The organism is Emticicia sp. 17c, assembly GCF_037153985.1.
Classification (GTDB): domain Bacteria; phylum Bacteroidota; class Bacteroidia; order Cytophagales; family Spirosomataceae; genus Emticicia.
On the sequence record NZ_JBBAYI010000001.1, the window covers coordinates 617,510 to 636,523 of the forward strand.

The 19,014-nt window shown below is 39.0% G+C and carries 16 protein-coding genes; 12 read left to right on the top strand and 4 right to left on the bottom strand.

Annotated elements, in window-relative coordinates; all coding sequences use genetic code 11:
• Window positions 1-29 precede the first annotated feature (29 nt).
• Both WAA15_RS02605 and WAA15_RS02610 read left to right on the top strand, forming a co-directional pair.
• On the top strand, window positions 30-1,499 hold the full coding sequence (locus WAA15_RS02605) for a SusD/RagB family nutrient-binding outer membrane lipoprotein (protein WP_337040841.1): 1,470 nt from the start codon (window positions 30-32) through the stop codon (window positions 1,497-1,499).
• A gap of 41 nt (window positions 1,500-1,540) precedes the next feature.
• Entirely contained in the window at window positions 1,541-2,014 is a 474-nt protein-coding gene (locus WAA15_RS02610; RefSeq protein ID WP_337040842.1) for a hypothetical protein, read from the top strand.
• Between the two features lie 58 nt (window positions 2,015-2,072).
• Here WAA15_RS02610 and WAA15_RS02615 read toward each other — a convergent pair whose 3' ends face one another.
• From WAA15_RS02615 to WAA15_RS02625, 3 genes are all read right to left on the bottom strand, one after another.
• Window positions 2,073-2,798 carry a hypothetical protein gene (locus WAA15_RS02615; RefSeq protein ID WP_337040843.1) on the bottom strand — a complete coding sequence of 242 codons (726 nt, stop codon included), beginning with the start codon at window positions 2,796-2,798 and terminating at the stop codon, window positions 2,073-2,075.
• A complete protein-coding gene (locus WAA15_RS02620) occupies window positions 2,764-3,864 on the bottom strand; it encodes an AMP-binding protein (RefSeq protein ID WP_337040844.1) in 1,101 nt (366 codons plus the stop codon). The genes WAA15_RS02615 and WAA15_RS02620 overlap by 35 nt, the downstream gene beginning before the upstream one ends.
• Before the next feature lie 67 nt (window positions 3,865-3,931).
• Complete coding sequence (locus tag WAA15_RS02625; protein WP_337040845.1) at window positions 3,932-4,405, bottom strand: QcrA and Rieske domain-containing protein; 474 nt, start codon at window positions 4,403-4,405, stop codon at window positions 3,932-3,934.
• A 388-nt stretch (window positions 4,406-4,793) separates the two neighbouring features.
• Here WAA15_RS02625 and WAA15_RS02630 point away from each other — a divergent pair, with 388 nt between their 5' ends.
• The 9 genes from WAA15_RS02630 to infC all read left to right on the top strand — a co-directional run bounded on the left by WAA15_RS02630 (window position 4,794) and on the right by infC (window position 14,905).
• Entirely contained in the window at window positions 4,794-5,264 is a 471-nt protein-coding gene (locus WAA15_RS02630) for a DUF2452 domain-containing protein (protein ID WP_337040847.1), read from the top strand.
• Window positions 5,265-5,351: 87 nt separating this feature from the next.
• Window positions 5,352-6,164: a 1,4-dihydroxy-2-naphthoyl-CoA synthase gene (menB, locus tag WAA15_RS02635; RefSeq protein ID WP_337040849.1), complete on the top strand. Its 813-nt coding sequence runs from the start codon at window positions 5,352-5,354 to the stop codon at window positions 6,162-6,164.
• Between the two features lie 89 nt (window positions 6,165-6,253).
• Complete coding sequence (locus tag WAA15_RS02640) at window positions 6,254-6,661, top strand: EVE domain-containing protein (protein WP_337040850.1); 408 nt, start codon at window positions 6,254-6,256, stop codon at window positions 6,659-6,661.
• Window positions 6,654-8,294, top strand: coding sequence for a hypothetical protein (locus tag WAA15_RS02645; protein ID WP_337040851.1), 1,641 nt, complete (start codon window positions 6,654-6,656; stop codon window positions 8,292-8,294). The genes WAA15_RS02640 and WAA15_RS02645 overlap by 8 nt, the downstream gene beginning before the upstream one ends.
• A 62-nt stretch (window positions 8,295-8,356) precedes the next feature.
• Window positions 8,357-9,895: a hypothetical protein gene (locus WAA15_RS02650; RefSeq protein WP_337040852.1), complete on the top strand. Its 1,539-nt coding sequence runs from the start codon at window positions 8,357-8,359 to the stop codon at window positions 9,893-9,895.
• A 35-nt stretch (window positions 9,896-9,930) separates the two neighbouring features.
• Window positions 9,931-10,830 (top strand): class I SAM-dependent methyltransferase, encoded by a 900-nt coding sequence (locus tag WAA15_RS02655; RefSeq protein WP_337040853.1) that lies wholly within the window; start codon window positions 9,931-9,933, stop codon window positions 10,828-10,830.
• A 143-nt stretch (window positions 10,831-10,973) separates the two neighbouring features.
• Complete coding sequence (locus tag WAA15_RS02660; RefSeq protein ID WP_337040854.1) at window positions 10,974-12,200, top strand: tetratricopeptide repeat protein; 1,227 nt, start codon at window positions 10,974-10,976, stop codon at window positions 12,198-12,200.
• 56 nt (window positions 12,201-12,256) lie between these two features.
• The gene (gene thrS / locus WAA15_RS02665; protein WP_337040855.1) at window positions 12,257-14,206 is read left to right on the top strand and encodes a threonine--tRNA ligase; all 1,950 of its coding nucleotides are present in this window, start codon (window positions 12,257-12,259) and stop codon (window positions 14,204-14,206) included.
• A 135-nt stretch (window positions 14,207-14,341) separates the two neighbouring features.
• Window positions 14,342-14,905, top strand: a complete 564-nt coding sequence (infC, locus tag WAA15_RS02670) for a translation initiation factor IF-3 (RefSeq protein WP_337040856.1) — start codon at window positions 14,342-14,344, stop codon at window positions 14,903-14,905.
• 149 nt (window positions 14,906-15,054) lie between these two features.
• Here the strand turns inward: infC and WAA15_RS02675 are convergent, their stop codons facing one another.
• The gene (locus WAA15_RS02675; protein ID WP_337040857.1) at window positions 15,055-15,960 is read right to left on the bottom strand and encodes an SAM hydrolase/SAM-dependent halogenase family protein; all 906 of its coding nucleotides are present in this window, start codon (window positions 15,958-15,960) and stop codon (window positions 15,055-15,057) included.
• A gap of 157 nt (window positions 15,961-16,117) precedes the next feature.
• On the opposite strand from WAA15_RS02675, the gene leuS reads away from it, so the two are divergent.
• A complete protein-coding gene (gene leuS, locus WAA15_RS02680) occupies window positions 16,118-18,916 on the top strand; it encodes a leucine--tRNA ligase (RefSeq protein ID WP_337040858.1) in 2,799 nt (932 codons plus the stop codon).
• The last annotated feature ends 98 nt before the right edge of the window (window positions 18,917-19,014 follow it).

Below are 19,014 nucleotides of genomic sequence, written 5' to 3' on the forward strand. Positions count from 1 at the left end.
TTTTTTCATTACCTAAATTTGAAATCTCTATGAAATCATATAAAATAATTGCAGTAATAGCTATTCTGTTAGGTCTTTCAATGAACTCGTGTACCGACGAATTCGATAAAATGAATACCGACCCTAACAACCCCACCAGTATTAGTCCTCAATACCTATTGCCCTATGCTATCGAAAAATCAGTCGACCGATACTGGGGTAGTAATATCCGCTTTGAGCGTTTAAATCTGGATGGGGCCATGTTATGGATCCAATATCTTTCAAGGAATATTTATTCAAATGAAGGAGATAACTACGGTATTACACCAACTTTTTATAATAATACATGGAAATCGTTTTTCAACGATGGCCTTGTTAACTTCCAGAGTATTATTAAACAAGCGGGTACTAGCGGTAAAACGCCAAATACTAACTATGAAGGTGTTGCACTTGTGATGCGTACTTGGGTTTTCTCAGTATTGACCGACCTTTACGGAGCTATTCCGTACACGCAGGCACTGAAAGGTACAGATGGGACGCCGGTTTATACACCCGAATACGACGCAATGGATAAAGTTTATGCCGGATTGTTGAACGATTTAAAAACAGCTAACGAAAAACTAGTTGTAGGCGGGCCAGCTATTTCAGGAGATATCCTTTACGAAGGTAATATTCTGAAATGGAAGAAGTTTGCCAATTCATTAAGACTACGATTGGCTAACCGTCAGGCTGCCAAAAAATCGGCTGAATCAAAGGCAATAATGGCTGAAATTCTGGGTGACCCTACCAAATATCCAATTTTTAGTAGTAATGATGATAACGCGTTGCTCAAAAATACAGCTACACGCCCAAGTAACAACGAATGGCACGAAGTAATGGTAATGGGTAGCCGCACCGACTGGAGCATGAGTAAAACATTTGTTGATAAACTGACAGGGCTGGGCGACACACGCTTATCTGTTTTTGCTAATCAGAATTCAGCAGGCAAATACGAAGGTATTCCTAACGGCCTACCCGATGCCATTGCAACTACTTATCTGAGTTCGGCCTCAACTTTGGGCAGTTATTTTATGCAAGCAACTACGCCAAGCGTAATTATGACTTACAGCGAATTACAGTTGATTCTGGCTGAGGCAGCCATTGACGGCGACATCAGCGGGGATGCAAACACATATTTCCAGAAAGGCATTGCGGCTTCGTTCGACCAATACAAAGTAACTGTACCCGTAAATTATTTTGCAACAGTAGGCACTGTTAGCCGTGAAAAAATACTCGACCAGAAGTGGATAGCTCTGTTCGGAAATGCAGTTGAAGCCTGGACGGAATACCGCCGCACGGGTTACCCTGTAATGCCTGCCAAAGACCCTCGGGCCGTTTTTGAAAATGATGGTATTTTACCTACACGTTTACCGTATCCAACTACTGAATATTCGCTTAACAGAATTAATCTGGACAAAGGGATAACTATTAACGGCGGCGTAGATAATATGAAAACCAAACTCTGGTGGGCCGAGAAGTAATTACCCTAGAAAATGATTTAAAAATCTTAACATTCAGCAACATGAAAAAGACCGCATATATTCTTCTATTTGGCATTATATTAGTAATAAGTGCTTGCGAGAAAAAAGACCCATTTGTTGACAGAGTGGTTTCTCCCTTGTTATTCTTAGTAATTGACGACAACGGTGTGGCATCGTCGGGCTTAACTACCGAGCCAACTGTCATGACCAAAGTAAGTAAAGACGTAACTTTCTCAATAAAACTGGTTGAGCTAGACAAAACCAATATTCTTGACCATACCAAGGGGATTGATTCAATTGCTGTAAAATCATTGCCTATTCAGTTATCAATCCGCAATGGGGCAAAAATAGGCGAACTCACTACTGACGATAAAGGGATTGCTAAATTAACCAAGAGTTGGGCCGAATTAGGAATTGCCAGCCCAAAATCGGGCACAACTCTTTTATTAAGCTGGACAGGGAAATATAAAGATATAACCTTTACGAAATATACCCGTATACAAGGTACGAATTAATAATCATAGGTTGAATAGATAATGCTTAAACTCATCTCAGGCTCTGGGATGAGTTTTTTTATAGCTTAAATATTTTCTGAACCTTGTGCGATTCTATCAATAACGATTTTCCTACTTCATACCAGTAACCATCGCCAATATTAACGAATATACCTTTATGCACAGGACGCTGAGCAAAGGCTAAATCAACAATAAATTCACCCGAGAAAGTATTTTTCAGTATAAAATTTAACTCCTCCCAAGCTATTTTGGTGTTTCTTACCTCCAGATTATTTTCTTTTTTTACTATTTCAACTTTCCTTTCAACAAACGAAGCCTTAATAGTAATTTCTTTTATTTCTCCTGCTTGGTTTTTATAAAAAATCAGATTCAACGGAAGCTCTCTCTTAGCTTTTTCAAAAATGGCTTGTTGAACTTCTTCCAGCAGATACGATAATTTTTCGGCATTTGCAGGATAAAAAGTAGCTCCCTCGAAATCGATTTGCCAGAAATCCTGATGAGGCTCTAAATCTTTGATTTTGAGTGGCTTAGCCGATTTAAGATTACCATAAATAATATCTCGCCAGACATCCGGCAAGCTACCTTTCCAGCTAAAATCATCATTTTCGGAGAAACCTTCATCCAGAATTTCTTCTTCTGAAAGCTCTTCACGGCCCAGATAAGTTAGTTCAAAAGAAAGTGTTAATTCTTTGTTTTGTTCAATTTCGCCTGACACCTCAATGGCATGAGCAAAAGGCGCAGGTATATTTTCAGAGGTTTGATATTTGAGGGAAAACGTAGGCATTGACAGTTTTAATTTTATCGATTTTTCCGGTAGGTGTTTCGATTAGTTTTTCAACAAAAAAGATTTCTTTTGGAATTTCAAATTTAGACAATTTTTCTGAAAAACTTCTTCCAAGTGCATTTCCGTCAGAGAAAGGCAATTCACTTTCAACTACCAGAACCAGCTTTTGTCCTAATTTTTCGTCGGGTATACCATAGGCAAAAAAACGGCCGTAAAAGTCCATTTTACCGAAAATATCCTCAACTATGGATTCAATTTTTTCCAGTTGTATTTTTACCCCACCGCTATTAATAATATTGTCGATTCTCCCAATCAGTCTGAACTGTGTTGGGCTAATCATTTCTACTATATCGTTCGTAATAACCCACTGCGCGTCTGTTACTTTCGACCTTATTTTCAGGCACTCGCGCTCATCTTGTCCAATCTCAACGCCATCAAGTACAGTAAAAAAATCCTCCTTATCGGCTCCATTCAAGCGCCTCACAGCAATATGGCTAAGTGTTTCGGTCATGCCATAAGTAGCATAAACCGGTGCATGAATTTGTTGTATTTTTTCCTGAACAGTTTCGCTCACCCCTGCCCCACCAATAATTATACTCTTGGCCGAATTAAGGGTTTCCAGAAATAACTCAGGCTTTTCGAGCATGGTTTGTATTTGTAAAGGCACAAAAGCAAAAAAATTCTTTCCTCTGTTAGCATTCAGCAGATACATGTGCTTTTCGATGCCCTTAAATGGGCTTGAGCCTGGTTCTACCACCATCAAATCCATTCCTGTTTCAAAAGCCCTCACGAGCATCATCATGCCTGCAATGTAATCAACACTTAAGCAACAAAAAGCGGTGTCTCCCTCCTGAAGATTAAAAGTTCTGGCTGTCAGCCGAGCCGACTCAAGCAGTTGCTCACGCGTAAACGTAACAGGTTTAGGTATACCCGTTGAGCCTGACGTATGAATCGTAAAATGCTGTTCTCCGGCTTCCCAAGCTTCTTTAAAATTCAGCACTTTACTATAATATATATTACCCGGTGCAGTATTAATTAGTGTTCCGTCTCTCTCTAAAAAAATCATATTTTAATAATAAAAAGCCCTTCTTACTATAACATAAGAAGGGTGCAAAAAAGTTTTGTCGACAAATTTATTCAAAAACACGAACAGTGTTATTGGTCAAATCGGCAGAAACCGAATATTTTTTTAAAGCCGCAGTAGCTGGCCCCTTTTGTACACTCCCATCGGCTTTAAATTCTGACTGGTGGTTTGGGCACAGAAAATCATTGGTAGCAGCCCTGTAATTTACAGTAGTTGTTTGTTCGTGCGTACATATTGCGCTAACGGCTATCCATGTATCAGCGGTTGTACGTGCTACTATAATATTTTGAGGCTTAACCACTACATAACCACCTTTGTTTTTAAGGGTACTGTAAGAGGCATTATTCAGGTCTAAGGTAAAATCTACATTGCCAGAGTTATTTCCATTGTTTGGGTCAGGTATTTCACCGCCTGCATCACACGACTGAAGACAGTTCATAAGCATAATTGCACCGAAACTAATACCTACTTGTTTCATAAATTCTTTTCTGTCAATGGTTTTGCTTTCGTTAGCTGAGGTCATAAAATTATTATCAGTTTTAGATGAATTGCCGTTAATGCTTCTTGATTTAGTTTATAAAAAGCTAGTTAATTTGTTTTAAGGAGAAACTCTTTACCTATAAGACGGATTCTTTTTATCAAATGTAACAAAATAGCCATTTAAAAAGTTATATAATCTTCTGAAAAGATTTTTCAAAGATTATATATCTAAAAACAAAACACAATTTATTTTTTTTATCTGAAAATAAATAAATTTGCAGAATATTTATTTACACAATAATTACAAATACCAACCCAAGCCTTAAAGTTAGTAGAAGTTTTGGAATGGCATTTTGGGTAAAAGGCACATAATAATCATTATTTTTTAAATATTTAGTTCAGAAACAAAGTTTTCAAAATAAATTTGCAGCATGGAAAAGAATCCTATTGACAAAATCAAAGTTGCCGAAAATCCGGGTTTAATGGAGTATGCGCATACTTCGGGTAGTGCGGTTATTCGCCCCGAAGATATTGGCAAAGTGAAAGGCAAAGCGCAATTAGCTATGCGCCAGCAAACCAACGAGCAGTTAAACAAAATTTACCGACAAATGGAGTTGCTGGCTCAGCAGGCAAAGGAGATAAAAAACAGGATTGATATTTCGGAAAGAATTTATGATGCAGCCATAGGGTTTGAACCCATTATTAACCATACTTATTATTTGTATGAAAAAAAGGACGGTTCAGATATTTTATCGATGGTTGCACCGTCAGAGTGGGGTCGTTCGTTTCCTTTCAATCAGTTTCTGGCAAAGGTTTTTTTATTGGCCGACCACACTTGGAAAGTTGAGTTTTTTCAGGAAGACGACCGCTCTGATACCATTAACATTGAGGAAATTGAATAAGAACAATTATCTTTTTTTTCGGTTTTATAGTTAAGCCAGTGTTTTTTGTGCTGCAATACATTATTTACAACCATATTCTACATATTTATGACTTGGGAAACAATTAAAGAGTACGAAGATATAAAGTTTAGTTTCTTCGAGGGAATTGCAAAAATTAGTATTAATCGTCCAGAAAAACATAATGCTTTTCGTCCGCAAACGGTCAAAGAAATGATTGATGCCATGGCCTTCTGCCGTGAAGAACCATCAATTGAGGTGATTATACTAACGGGTGAAGGTGGCAAAGCCTTTTGCAGTGGTGGCGACCAGTCGGTTCGTGGACATGGAGGTTATATTGGCGACGACCACATTCCGCGTCTGAATGTACTTGACTTACAAAAAATGATTCGCTCAATCCCTAAAGTAGTTATTGCTTCGGTAGCGGGCTGGGCTATTGGTGGCGGGCATGTGTTGCACGTAGTTTGTGATTTAACCATTGCTGCTGAAAATGCACGTTTCGGCCAGACAGGCCCTAAAGTGGGTAGTTTTGATGGCGGCTTTGGCGCAAGTTATCTGGCTCGAATTGTAGGGCAGAAAAAAGCGCGTGAAATATGGTACCTGTGCGACCAGTACAATGCGCAGGAAGCACTCGAGATGGGTTTGGTAAACAAGGTAGTTCCATTAGAGCAACTGGAAGAAGTAACGGTTGAGTGGTGCAGAAAAATACAGGAGAAGTCGCCGTTAGCTATCAGAATGCTGAAATCATCGTTTAATGCTGAACTTGATGGTCAGGCAGGTATTCAGGAGCTAGCAGGAAATGCAACTTTGCTCTATTATCTTTCAGATGAAGCGAAAGAAGGATTCCGTTCGTTTCTTGAGAAGCGTAAGCCAGACTTCAAGAAATTTCCGAAATTCCCTTAATTCAGAATATTTAATTACATGCCCCAAATTATTTGGGGCTTTTTTTATCCTTACTATTACTTTTTTAGTATTCTAAACTCTATCGATAAATGAACTATTGGCTTGTAAAATCAGAACCATTCAAATATTCTTGGGACGATTTCGTTAATCAAGGCGTAGGGATGTGGGACGGTGTACGAAATTATCAGGCTCGCAATAATTTGGCTGCCATGAAACTCGGCGACCTAGTGCTTTTCTATCACTCAAATGAGGGCGTTGAAGTAGTAGGCATTGCCAAAGTTGTAAGAGAGGCCTACCCTGACCCAACCGTTGATGACCCTCGCTGGGTAGCAGTAGATTTATCGCCTGTTGAAAAATTACCTAAAGGCGTAAGTCTGCAAGCTATCAAGGCCGACGAACGATTGCAACAAATGGCCCTGATACGCCTGTCCAGACTTTCAGTACAACCAGTTTTAAAAGAAGAATTCGATATTATCGTTTCTAAAAGTTATGAATAACACCTATAAACACGCCAATGGCAAAACCACTATTAGATATACAATAAACAGCCTTACCAAAATAAGTTTATTGTTAACACTGGTTCTTTTTTCTGCCTTCAATACAATAGCCCAAAGTGTTAAACGCATTGAGATTCCGAGCAATGGCGATGAAAACAGATTTCAGGTCATAGGCATAGGCGATGAAGGTATTTTGCTATTATCTAAAACATCGAAAAAAACATTTAACATTACCAAGTTTGATGCTGAGCTTCAACAAACATGGTCGGTTGACGGTGATTTGGAAGAAAACCAATCTTATGTAGATTTCTACCGCGATGGCCGGAATGTATATTTTTTATTCAGCAGGTATAACAGCGACCTCTACCAGATTATCAAGGTATCAACAGGTATAGGCCTTATGCAGAAATTTGCTTTTGAGAATATTTCACACTTTGAAATATCTGAATTTAAAGTGCATAATGATTTTGCGTATATGGCCGGAATGGTGAAGGAAGAACCCGTGCTAATGAGTGTGAACCTTTTTAAATTGCAACCCCGTATACTTGCAGGTGGTCTGAAAGGTGTAGCTAGTATTTCTTCATTAGATTTCGACGATGAAAACAACCTTCTGGTTGTTTCTTATTCAGTAAAGAAAGGCCGTTCGAGTTATATGGTTGTGAAAAGAATCAACGAAAACGGAAAAATAGTTGAACAACTTAGCGTTGAACCAGAAGATGACTACGGTTTACTTACAGGTAAATTGTTTTCGTTACAGGATGGCACTCAACTGATGATTGGCAATTTCGGGTATAAAGGGTATCAGAGTAATGGCGTGCCTATGTCGCAGGGTTTATATATCAGCAAAGTTGACGAAGAAAACCCCGAATACGTAAAACTGCATAGCTTTACTGAGTTCAAGAATTTTTTCAAGTTTATGTCACAAAAGCAACAAGAAAAGATTGAAAGGCAGATTTCAAAAAAACGTGACAAAGGCAGCGACCTCCGGCTTAATTACAGGGTTCTGGTACATGATATTATTCAGAAAGATAACCAGTATATACTGGTAGCTGAAGTATTTTATCCTGAATTCAGAAACAATAACAATTTTTATGGCCCTGGTTTATACAACAGCCCATTCTGGAGCCCCTATGGTTACTCGAGTGGTTTAAATGCTTTGCGTTATTCGCGCTATTTTGGTATGAATTCATGGGCATGGAACCCATGGCTATGGTCAGGAAGCAGGTCGTTTGATAATCAGCAGTTTGATGGCTTTAAATACACTCACGCTGTGGTGGCCGGATTTGACCAGAAAGGAAATTTAATCTGGGATAACAGTTTCAGCTTCGATAACGTAAAAAGCAATGAATTGAAGGAAAAAGTCAAAATCAAACTCGATAACGACGACATCACACTTGTTTACAGCAATAAAGGTAAACTGGCTAGTAAAATAGTAAAAGGCAGCAACGTTGTAGAAGGCAACAAAGTAATTGAAGTTAGCACAGACCAAGAAGGTGACAAGGTTCGTGATACCGCTACCGATGACATTGAGTATTGGTATGGCGATTATTATCTGGCATGGGGTTATCAGAAAATATCTAATAAAAGCGGAGGTTCAAGAAAAGTATTTTATCTGAACAAGATTGCTTTTTAAATGCAGCAATCAGTAAAATATAACAACTTAAACTTTAATTATTAAAGCAAAGTCTATTATTGATGAGAAAGGCATTCATAGTGATTTTTTTAATTGGCTACTTTAATGTTTCTGCACAAGTTTTAAAAACAGTCGAGTTTGAACTTAATGGGCGGCCTACTTGGCAACAAATTATTCCACTGGGGCAGGATGGTCTCGTTGTATTTGCTAAAAAAGACATAACTAAAGCTGTTATAGCCCGCTTCGATACTGATTTGAACAAAGTCTGGGAGTCTGAAATATTTCTGGATGCAGAAAAAAAGCCTTCTTCATATACTGTCGATAAAGACAACATTACGTTCATGTTCAGCGAAAATCAAGGGATGTATTATCAGGTTTTCAGTATTGCGCTTAAAGATGGAAAGTTTGATAACCGCGGATTCGAACTACGTGAATTTTTTCAAGACCAAGATTACGTTTTTTTGAAAAATAGTATTCTGATGGCAGGCGTTAACGAAAAAGGAGCTGCTTTTTACAAATATGATTTTGATGAAGGAGCTGGCGAATTTGTATCAGCCGAACTTGCAGGTAAAGCACAGGTACAATTCTTTAATTACGACACCCAGAAAAATATCATTGAAAGTTTATGGGCCATTAAAGAATCGGCCTATACCAACGAAAAGAAAAAAAAGGGTGAGTTTATCAGAGATGCCTACGTTGTATATGCCCGATATGACACCACTGGCAAGCTTATCATTAAAAATACAATTCCATCAAATGCGGGCAATTTCCCACTAACAGCCCAGCTCACTGAAATAACCCCTAATGTTAAAATTATTTCGGGTACGTATCAGTCTAATTCAGGTGCGAAAGGTATTTACATTTCAAAGATTGAAGACGGAAAAACAACAATTACCAAATTTTTCGATTACAGACAATTGTTAAAGGGTATCCCCGCCATTGATGACGCCACTGCAAAAAAAATAACCGATAATTTTGTTTTATTACCTGCAAAGCCTGTCTTTAGCCATAATACTCTTACGCTAGGCGGCACATTTTTTCAGCCAAATTTCCAGACCGTTACAACCAGCACTCCTTATTATAATGGCTATGACCCCTACCCTAGTTACGGGCGTTACAGTAGTTCTAATTATAATTATCCGCGCACGCAATCGAAGCAGGTTTTTAAAGGCTATAATTTTCTGAATGGGTTTGTTGCCAGTTTTGATTTAGACGGAAACCTGATTTCGCAAAGCCGTGTAGAAATGAATCAGATTTCGCCACAAATAGAAGAAGCACTGGCTGTTTCGGCCGATAAGTCTACGGCAGTAATTGTAAAAGGGGCTTTATCAGTCAGCAATTTATCCGAATTTGCACGTCCATCTACCTATAAACTTTCGCAGGAACCTATTGATATTAAAAATGTACAATTTGTTCCGAGCTACCATGGTGTCAGAAATTGGTACGAAAATTATTTTATTGCTGACGGAAGTCGTATTAAATTTGAAGCCATAAAAGACCTTGATGCACCGAAAGAAAAGCCTAATAAACGTAAAAAAGGGCAGCAGTCACTTCCACAGACTAACATAAAAAAAATAATTTATCTGAGCAAAGTTCAGTAACTTGCACAGTATTTCTAAACCTAAAGATATAAGCATTGTATCAGCTTCTTACGCCAAAAATAGATTCATACGAATTAATTGATTCGGGAAATTTTGAGAAACTTGAACGTTTCGGCGAGTACGTTCTGGCGCGCCCCGAACCACAAGCCGTCTGGGATAAATCGTTAAGCGACGAAACATGGGAAAAAAAGGCTTCGGCCATCTTCAAAAAAACAAAAGGCAAAGACCAGCTAAGCCCTGATGAACGAGGCGAATGGCATAACCTGAAAAAAGTACCCGAAAAGTGGTATATGCCTTACCAGCAAGGGGCCAGAAAATACAAATTCAAGCTCTCGCTTTCTTCATTCAAACACGTAGGGATTTTCCCTGAACAGGCCGAAAATTGGCAGTATATTGAAGATAAACTCAATAAAATGGCCATAGAACAGCCACGGGTGTTGAATCTGTTTGCTTACACAGGCGGAGCATCTCTTATTGCCAAAGCAAACGGAGCCGATGTAACACACGTTGATTCAATTAAGCAGACTATTTCATGGGCCAGAGAAAACATGGAGATAAGCCAGCTTACCGACATCAGATGGGTGGTTGAAGATGCCCTTAAGTTTGTCAAAAGGGAAGTAAAAAGAGGCAAAAAATACAACGGTATTATACTTGACCCACCTGCTTATGGCAGAGGCCCCGATGGCGAAAAATGGGTGCTTGAAGAGGGCATAAATGAATTAATAAAATGTTGTTTGCAACTCATAGATGAGCAAAATTTCTTTTTTATATTAAACCTCTACTCAATGGGCTTTTCGGCAGTAATTGCAGAAACCATTATTAAACAGAATTTTCCGGCAATAAACAATGCCGAAATGGGCGAGCTTGTGTTGCAGGATTCATTTCAAAAACGTTTACCTTTGGGCGTGTTTTATCGCTTTGCTTCTGTGAAATAAGCCTCATGATTAATTTTACGCTTAGTTCTTCAAAAATGTAGTCCGAATACTTCTATATTCAGGGCAAAGGTTTTTATTGTTAGAAAATTTTCAGATTTTTGTGAAAAATTATTGAACCACGATTCTGTAATCGTGATAGAAAAATGGAGCAAAGCAAAAAATATATTTATTATTTCCTGTTTCTGAGTTTGTTGATGGCTGCTTGTGGGCAAGATAACCGTGTGCGTTCTAAAATTCCGCCTTCGCCTTTTCAGGTCGAAAGCGTAATGAACACTGCTGCTATCGATGCGCTTTCTGATGCTATCAGAAGTAACCCTAGCGTACCCGAAAACTACTTTAAACGTGCCCTTATTTTTTTAAAAATGGATAACACCGAACGGGCATTGGAAGATATTAACCGAGCCGACCAGCTCAAACAAAACACAGGTAAGTATTTATTTGTAAAGGCATTGGTGCTTCGGAAAATGAAAAAATACAACGAAGCGTTTTCATTCGCCCAAAGTGCCGAGATATTAAACGTCGATACCCCTGAACTTTATACGCTATTAGGAGACCTCTCACAAAAGAGAAATGACTTGGCTAGTGCAGAGAAATATCTGGCAAAATCTTTACAAATTGCCCCTTTTGATGGGGAAACCTTTTTTTACAGAGGTACTTTAGCCGCCCGAAAAGGAGATACCCTCTCGGCTATTTCTCTGATGAACAAGGCAATAGAAATAAAGCCATCGTTTAAAGATGGATATTCTACCCTTACAGATGTACTGAAAAATTACCGTATGTATGACTCAGCCCTTGTAGTTAACCGGAGTGCTATTGCTCAGTTTCCTAGCGATGCCGAATTTTGGGTTGAAAGAGGTCTGGTATTTTACAAATTTGGCCGTCTGGATAGCGCACTGGTTAATTATGAAAAAGCCGCGCAGGTTGATGCCAACAGAACGGATGTACTTCTATATTCAGCAGCTATTTATTTTCGTTGGAAGAGTTACGAAAAGGCCATTGAAAATTATGAAAAGGTGCTGGAAATTAAGCCAGAAACCCCTAAAATCAACTATTTTATGGGGCTGACCTACGAACAGCTTAACCAGATGGAAAAGGCAGAAGAAGCATTAAAAGAAGCTGTTGAGAAGAATCCAAATGATACACAGGCTATTTTGGCACTAAACAGGGTATCAGGACGAATCAACTCAGGCATGGGCAACTATACGCCGCCTGCTACTCCGGCCCGTAAAACCCCTGCTACTACCAAACCAGCCGTTGCCCCAGAAGAGCCTCGAAAACTACTCGATACCTCAAGAGTAAGGGTAAATACCATAAAACCGAAAGAAAAAGTAAATATTAAAACCGATTCGATAAGAAAAATCAGGTTTTAATGGAATTTAAGTTCAAAAATATTGATTATTAATTAAGAATAGTTTACCCAGTTGTTATGATTAAAATTACATTACCGGACGGAAGCGTAAGAGAGTATCCCAAAGGAAGCTCGAGTTATGATGTCGCCTTATCCATCAGCGAGGGTTTGGCAAGAAACGTATTGGCCGCAAAAGTGAACGGAAAAGTTCAGGATGCCAATTTACCCATTGAAGAAGACTCAACCTTGCAACTTTTGACGTGGACGGATACGGACGGTAAATCGACATTCTGGCACTCATCGGCGCACTTGATGGCCGAGGCACTCGAAGCACTTTATCCGGGTGTTAAATTCTGGGTTGGGCCTCCTGTGGAAAATGGGTTTTACTATGATGTCGACACCAACGGTGTAAGCATCTCGAACGATGATTTCAAGAAAATAGAAGATAAAATGTTGGAGTTGGCTCGTCAGAAAAACGACTACGAACGCATTCCGATGTCGAAAGCTGATGCCATCAAATATTTTGAAGAAAAAGGAGATGAATACAAACTCGACCTTCTTGAAGGGCTAGAAGACGGTACTATTACCTTCTATCGTCAGGGAAACTTCACTGATTTATGCCGCGGGCCACATATTCCTAATACGGGTTTCATCAAAGCCGCTAAAATCATGAATGTGGCTGGTGCCTATTTCAAGGGAGACCAGAACAACAAAATGTTAACCCGTATTTATGGGGTTACTTTCCCGAAACAAAAAGAACTGGACGAATACCTGCAATTTCTGGAAGAAGCTAAACGCCGTGACCACCGTAAATTAGGTCAGGAACTTGAGCTATTTACTTTCTCGGAGAAAGTAGGCAAAGGTTTGCCATTATGGTTACCCAAAGGTGCTATGCTTCGTGAAAGACTGGAAAACTTTTTGCGTAGAGCACAAGTGAAAGCAGGGTATCAGCAAGTAGTTACACCACATATCGGAGGTAAACAACTTTATATTACTTCAGGTCACTGGGAAAAATACGGCAAAGATTCTTTCCAGCCAATTACAACCCCAGAAGAAGGTGAAGAATTCATGCTTAAACCTATGAATTGCCCTCACCACTGCGAAATATACCGCTCGCGCCCTAGAAGTTACCGCGAGTTACCTTTACGTCTGGCAGAGTTCGGTACGGTATACCGTTACGAACAAAGTGGTGAATTACATGGTTTAACACGTGTTCGCGGTTTTACTCAGGACGACGCACATATTTTCTGTCGTGAAGACCAAGTTGAAGATGAGTTTAAGAAGGTAATCGACCTTGTTTTATATGTTTTCAAGGCTTTAGGGTTTGATAATTATTCGGCTCAGGTATCGTTAAGAGACCCCGAAAATAAGACTAAATACTTTGGTACTGACGAAGCATGGGATAATGCAGAAAACGCAATCCGCCGTGCTGCTGCCGAAAAAGGGCTTACAACCGTTGAAGAACTTGGAGAAGCAGCTTTCTATGGCCCAAAACTTGATTTCATGGTGAAAGATGCGCTAGGCCGTAAGTGGCAGCTAGGAACTATTCAGGTTGATTATCAGTTACCACAAAGATTTGAATTGGAATATGTAGGCTCTGACAACCAGAAGCACCGCCCTGTGATGATTCACCGCGCACCATTTGGCTCGCTCGAACGCTTCATTGCAATTCTGATAGAAAATACGGCTGGTAATTTCCCTCTGTGGCTTTCACCAGACCAGATAGCTATTTTACCTATCTCAGAAAAATATGAAGACTACGCCAACGATGTTTTCCTGACACTGCAAGAGCATGACATCAGAGGCTATGTTGACCACCGAGATGAAAAAATAGGACGTAAAATTCGAGATGCGGAAGTACATAAATTACCCCTAATGCTTATTGTAGGCGACAAAGAAGCGCAAGAAGGGCAGGTATCTGTTCGCAGAAAAGGTGAAGGCGATTTAGGCTCTATGAGCATCGAGGAGTTTATTACCTATGCAAAGGCTGAGATAAATAAAAATATCCCTCAGTTTGGTCAAAAGTAAGATATAGTAGTTCCTGATAATAAAAACAAATGATAATCGTTACTAAATCATTTAAAAACTAACTTATTATTTGTTTTTATTATTTTTATTCATAATTTCGTAAAATTCAATTATTAGCAACCTTAAAATCGTTAAATGGCACAACAACCATTAAATCGTAATTTCAAAAGACCAGTACAGAAAGAAGACGAGCATCGTATCAACCAAAGGATACGTGTACCGCAAGTAAGGTTAGTAGGAGACAACATTGAGCAAGGCATATATGAAACTTCTCAGGCACTTGCTATGGCACAAGCACAAAGTCTCGACCTTGTTGAGATTGTACCGACTGCTAATCCACCAGTTTGTAGAATTGTAGACTATTCTAAGTTCAAGTATGACCAGAAGAAAAAGCAGAAAGAAATTAAAGCTAAAGCTGCCAAAACGGTCATTAAAGAAATTCGTTTCGGTCCACAAACTGATGACCATGACTTTAATTTCAAATTGAAACATGCAATCAGTTTCTTAAAAGAAAATGCCAAAGTGAAAGCCTATGTGCATTTCGTAGGTCGTCAGATTGTATTCAAAGACCAAGGAGCCGAACTTCTAAAACGTTTTATTGCTGGCCTTGATGAGTATGGCAAACCAGAAGGAGAATTAAAACTTGAGGGCAAACGTATGATTGTTTTCATTGCTCCTAAAACTTCTCAAAAGAAATAACTTTCTGTTATCATATTAATGAGGAAGATGTATCAAGTAAATTGATACATCTTTTTTGTTATAGCTTATCCTGAAAGTTATCAAGGTTATGTTTCTTTTGTCAATTTCATGTAATAACTTTTATGGGTTCCATAGCCACTCATCAGGCTTTATTTACTTATCTGAATACGCCAGTCAGTACCGCTGGCAATTTTATATGAATCAGCAAAACTACCCATATTAATGCCTAACGATACGTTCATTAAACTATTCAGGTATAGCAAGTTTTCACCCTCCTTTACATCTCCGAAAGTGTGTTCATAAGGCATTGTACCTTCAAAAACCAAAGTTTCTTTGTTAAATATTTTAACGTTTAGCTTATCACCGAATTTAGCTCCAAGGCCTTCAAATGTCTTATTATCAATATTTGTCCAGACATTACCATACTGAATATCCAGAATAGGAATTCCTCCTACCACCTGATTATTCTCATATTTAGCCTTTGGGTAGCTCAGCATGACTAACTGATTATTGGGTATTTTACTCCCTACTTCATCAAAAGTAATCATACCTGAGGCTAGTTTAGCCCCTGAATAAGCAAATACATCACGCCCATGAAAAGTGTAAGAACCCTGTGAATTAGGCAGGCGATTTGCCCCTGAAATCTCTCTTACTTCGTCTACCCCTTCGCTTTCAGCTACGAGCGTAAATAAACCATTATCAGGGCCAACATAATAATGATTAGCTTTTGTTTTTAATACTATTGATTTTCGTTCAGTACCAACGCCAGGGTCTATTACACACACAAATACAGTCCCTTCGGCCCAGTAAGGGGCCGTTTGTTGTAAACGATAAGCCCCTTCCCATATATTATAGGCAGGTATTTCGTGGGTCAGGTCATGCACTTGTAACTCAGGCGCAAGTTTTAAGGCAACGCCTTTCATGGCTGCAACTGCACCATCTTTCATACCAAAGTCGGTTATCAGAACTAAAGCAGATTTTGGTTTATGACACGACACATAAAATACTGACAAAGAGGCAGCTAATAACAGATGATATATTTTTTTGCGTAACATAACAGACAGATAGTTAAGGTATCTTAAAAGTTATTGAACCAAAAGGATAAGTTTTAGGGATAATCTTTGGCAAGATTAATAATTTTACGGGCTTAAAATACTATTTTTGCAAAAATTTTCACTCAATCACATAATAACATACTTATCAAAATATTTTATGTCGGAGTTTAATCATCGGGAGATAGACAAGAAATGGCAACAATTCTGGGAAGAAAACAAAACTTATCAGGTAGAAATTGACCATTCAAAGCCTAAGTTTTATGTATTAGACATGTTTCCTTACCCTTCGGGCGCAGGTTTGCATGTGGGGCATCCGCTCGGCTATATTGCCAGCGACATCTATTCAAGATACAAAAGACTCAAAGGGTATAATGTTCTTCATCCGATGGGATTTGACTCTTTCGGTTTACCTGCCGAACAGTATGCAATTCAGACAGGGCAGCATCCTGCCATTACTACTGAAGCTAATATAAAAACATATATCAGCCAGTTAAAGAAAATAGGGTTTAGTTATGATTGGAGCCGAGAAGTGCGTACTTCTGACCCAAAATATTATAAATGGACCCAGTGGATTTTTATGGAGCTTTTCAGAAGCTGGTACAATAAAGATGCCGACAAAGCAGAACCCATTGAAACACTTTACGAAAAGTTTGCTCAAAATGGTACAAAAGGTATTAATGCTGCCTGCGATGAAGATGTAATTTCATTCTCGACTGACGAATGGAAGGCATTCAGCGAAACAGAGAAATATCGTATCTCATTAAAATATAGGCTAACTTACCTTTCTGAGGCAATCGTGAATTTTTGTCCTGCCTTAGGAATGGTGTTGTCGAACGATGAAGTAAAAGATGGAGTATCAGAACGAGGGGGGTATCCGGTAATACAGAAAAAAATGCAGCAATGGATGATGCGTATTACAGCCTATGCTGACCGTCTGATTACTGGTCTGGACACTATTGACTGGTCAGACTCCCTTAAAGAACAGCAACGTAACTGGATTGGCCGTTCGGTTGGCGCTATGGTTAAATTTGCCGTAGAAAATAAACCAGAAACACTCATAGAGGTATTTACCACACGTGTTGATACTATTTACGGAGTTTCTTTCATGGTGCTGGCTCCTGAACACGAATTAGTAGCGCAACTAACTACCCCAGAGCAAAAGGAAAGTATTGATAACTATATTACTGAAACACAGAAACGTTCGGAACTTGACCGTATGTCGGATGTAAAGAAGGTTTCAGGAGCATTTACAGGCAGCTACTGTATTAACCCATTTAGCGGCGAAAAAGTACCTATCTGGATTGCCGATTATGTGCTGGCTGGTTATGGAACTGGTGCCGTCATGGGTGTGCCTTCAGGTGACCAACGCGACTGGAATTTTGCTACTCATTTCAGTTTGCCAATTGTGCAGATTCTTGACTCACAACAAGATATTGACAAACAGGCCGATGCCACCAAAGAAGGAAAATATATTAACTCAGGGATTATCAATGGATTGGCTTATAAAGAAGCTACTCAGAAATTAATTGATGTACTCGAGGAAAAAGGGATTGGCAAAGGCAAAGTTAATTATCGTTTGCGCGATGCAGTATTTGCCCGCCAACGATACTGGGGCGAACCCGTTCCGGTATATTTTAAAGCCGAAGCTGGCGAAGAACCACTTCCTTACCTGATTGATGATAAAGACTTACCTCTGGTATTACCAGAAATTGATAAATACCTACCAACAGCCGACGGCGAACCACCTCTAGGGCGTGCCGAAGGCTGGAATTATAACGGAAATCCTTATGAGTTAAGTACCATGCCCGGTTGGGCTGGTAGTAGCTGGTATTGGTACAGGTATATGGATGCCCACAACGAAAACGCCTTTGCTTCAAAAGAAGCTATTGATTATTGGCAGAATGTAGACTTATATCTGGGTGGTACCGAACACGCAACCGGACATCTCTTGTATAGCCGTTTCTGGAACAAATTCCTGAAAGACAGAGGGCATGTGCCTCATGAAGAATATGCATTGAAACTGATAAATCAAGGGATGATACAGGGGCGTTCGAGTTTTGTGTATCGCTTGAAAGAGGCAGATAAAATTACGTTTGTTTCGCACGGACTAAAAGACCAATACGACGTTACTAAATTACACGTAGATGTAAATATAGTAGAAAACGATATTCTTGACATCGAGAAATTTAAAGCAACTCGTAACGATATTGGTGATGACCCACAATTTATTTTAGAAGATGGTGTGTATCGTTGTGGCTCAGAAGTAGAGAAGATGTCGAAATCTAAATTCAATGTCGTAAATCCTGATGATATTGTTGAACGATATGGAGCCGACACCTTCAGACTTTATGAGATGTTTCTGGGGCCTTTGACCGAAAGTAAACCGTGGGATACACGTGGTATTGAAGGAACCTACCGTTTTATTCGTAAACTGTGGCGTTTATTCTTCGACCAGAATGGCAAGTCGATTGTGACAGAGGCAGAACCTGATAAAGCTGAACTAAAAGCATTGCATAAGGCCATCAAGAAGGTATCAGAAGATGTAGAGAACTTCTCTTTTAACACTTCTGTAAGTACCTTTATGATTTGTGTGAACGAATTATCTGACTTGAAATGCTCTAAAAAAGCGATTCTTGAACAACTAGTAATTATTTTATCGCCTTATACACCTCATATTTCAGAAGAATTGTGGGAGATACTAGGCCATGAAAAAGGCACAATTACCAAACAGGCTTATCCTGTATTTGAAGCAAAATATCTGGTAGAAGATTCTTTCGAGTACCCGATTCAGATTAACGGAAAGGTACGTACTTCGATTTCTTTCCCTGCCAACATGAGCAAAGAAGATATCGAGAAAGCCGTTTTAAGTAACGAAAATGTACTGAAATGGCTTGAAGGAAATGCCCCTAAAAAACTAATTGTAGTACCTAAAAGAATTGTAAACGTAGTTATTTAAGACTTCGGTTATAAAGTATACATAACAAAAAACTCTTCTGAAAATCAGAAGAGTTTTTTGTTTAAAGCCTGTTTACATTAAAAGGAATTTTAAAATAA

Coding starts and splice junctions, on each gene's coding strand:
- WAA15_RS02620 (WP_337040844.1), bottom strand. CDS start 3,864: ATGATTTTTTTAGAGAGAGACGGAACACTAATTAATACTGCACCGGGT.
- WAA15_RS02605 (WP_337040841.1), top strand. CDS start 30: ATGAAATCATATAAAATAATTGCAGTAATAGCTATTCTGTTAGGTCTT.
- WAA15_RS02650 (WP_337040852.1), top strand. CDS start 8,357: ATGAGAAAGGCATTCATAGTGATTTTTTTAATTGGCTACTTTAATGTT.
- WAA15_RS02615 (WP_337040843.1), bottom strand. CDS start 2,798: ATGCCTACGTTTTCCCTCAAATATCAAACCTCTGAAAATATACCTGCG.
- menB (WP_337040849.1), top strand. CDS start 5,352: ATGACTTGGGAAACAATTAAAGAGTACGAAGATATAAAGTTTAGTTTC.
- WAA15_RS02645 (WP_337040851.1), top strand. CDS start 6,654: ATGAATAACACCTATAAACACGCCAATGGCAAAACCACTATTAGATAT.
- WAA15_RS02660 (WP_337040854.1), top strand. CDS start 10,974: ATGGAGCAAAGCAAAAAATATATTTATTATTTCCTGTTTCTGAGTTTG.
- WAA15_RS02630 (WP_337040847.1), top strand. CDS start 4,794: ATGGAAAAGAATCCTATTGACAAAATCAAAGTTGCCGAAAATCCGGGT.
- WAA15_RS02625 (WP_337040845.1), bottom strand. CDS start 4,405: ATGACCTCAGCTAACGAAAGCAAAACCATTGACAGAAAAGAATTTATG.
- WAA15_RS02640 (WP_337040850.1), top strand. CDS start 6,254: ATGAACTATTGGCTTGTAAAATCAGAACCATTCAAATATTCTTGGGAC.
- infC (WP_337040856.1), top strand. CDS start 14,342: ATGGCACAACAACCATTAAATCGTAATTTCAAAAGACCAGTACAGAAA.
- leuS (WP_337040858.1), top strand. CDS start 16,118: ATGTCGGAGTTTAATCATCGGGAGATAGACAAGAAATGGCAACAATTC.
- WAA15_RS02610 (WP_337040842.1), top strand. CDS start 1,541: ATGAAAAAGACCGCATATATTCTTCTATTTGGCATTATATTAGTAATA.
- thrS (WP_337040855.1), top strand. CDS start 12,257: ATGATTAAAATTACATTACCGGACGGAAGCGTAAGAGAGTATCCCAAA.
- WAA15_RS02675 (WP_337040857.1), bottom strand. CDS start 15,960: ATGTTACGCAAAAAAATATATCATCTGTTATTAGCTGCCTCTTTGTCA.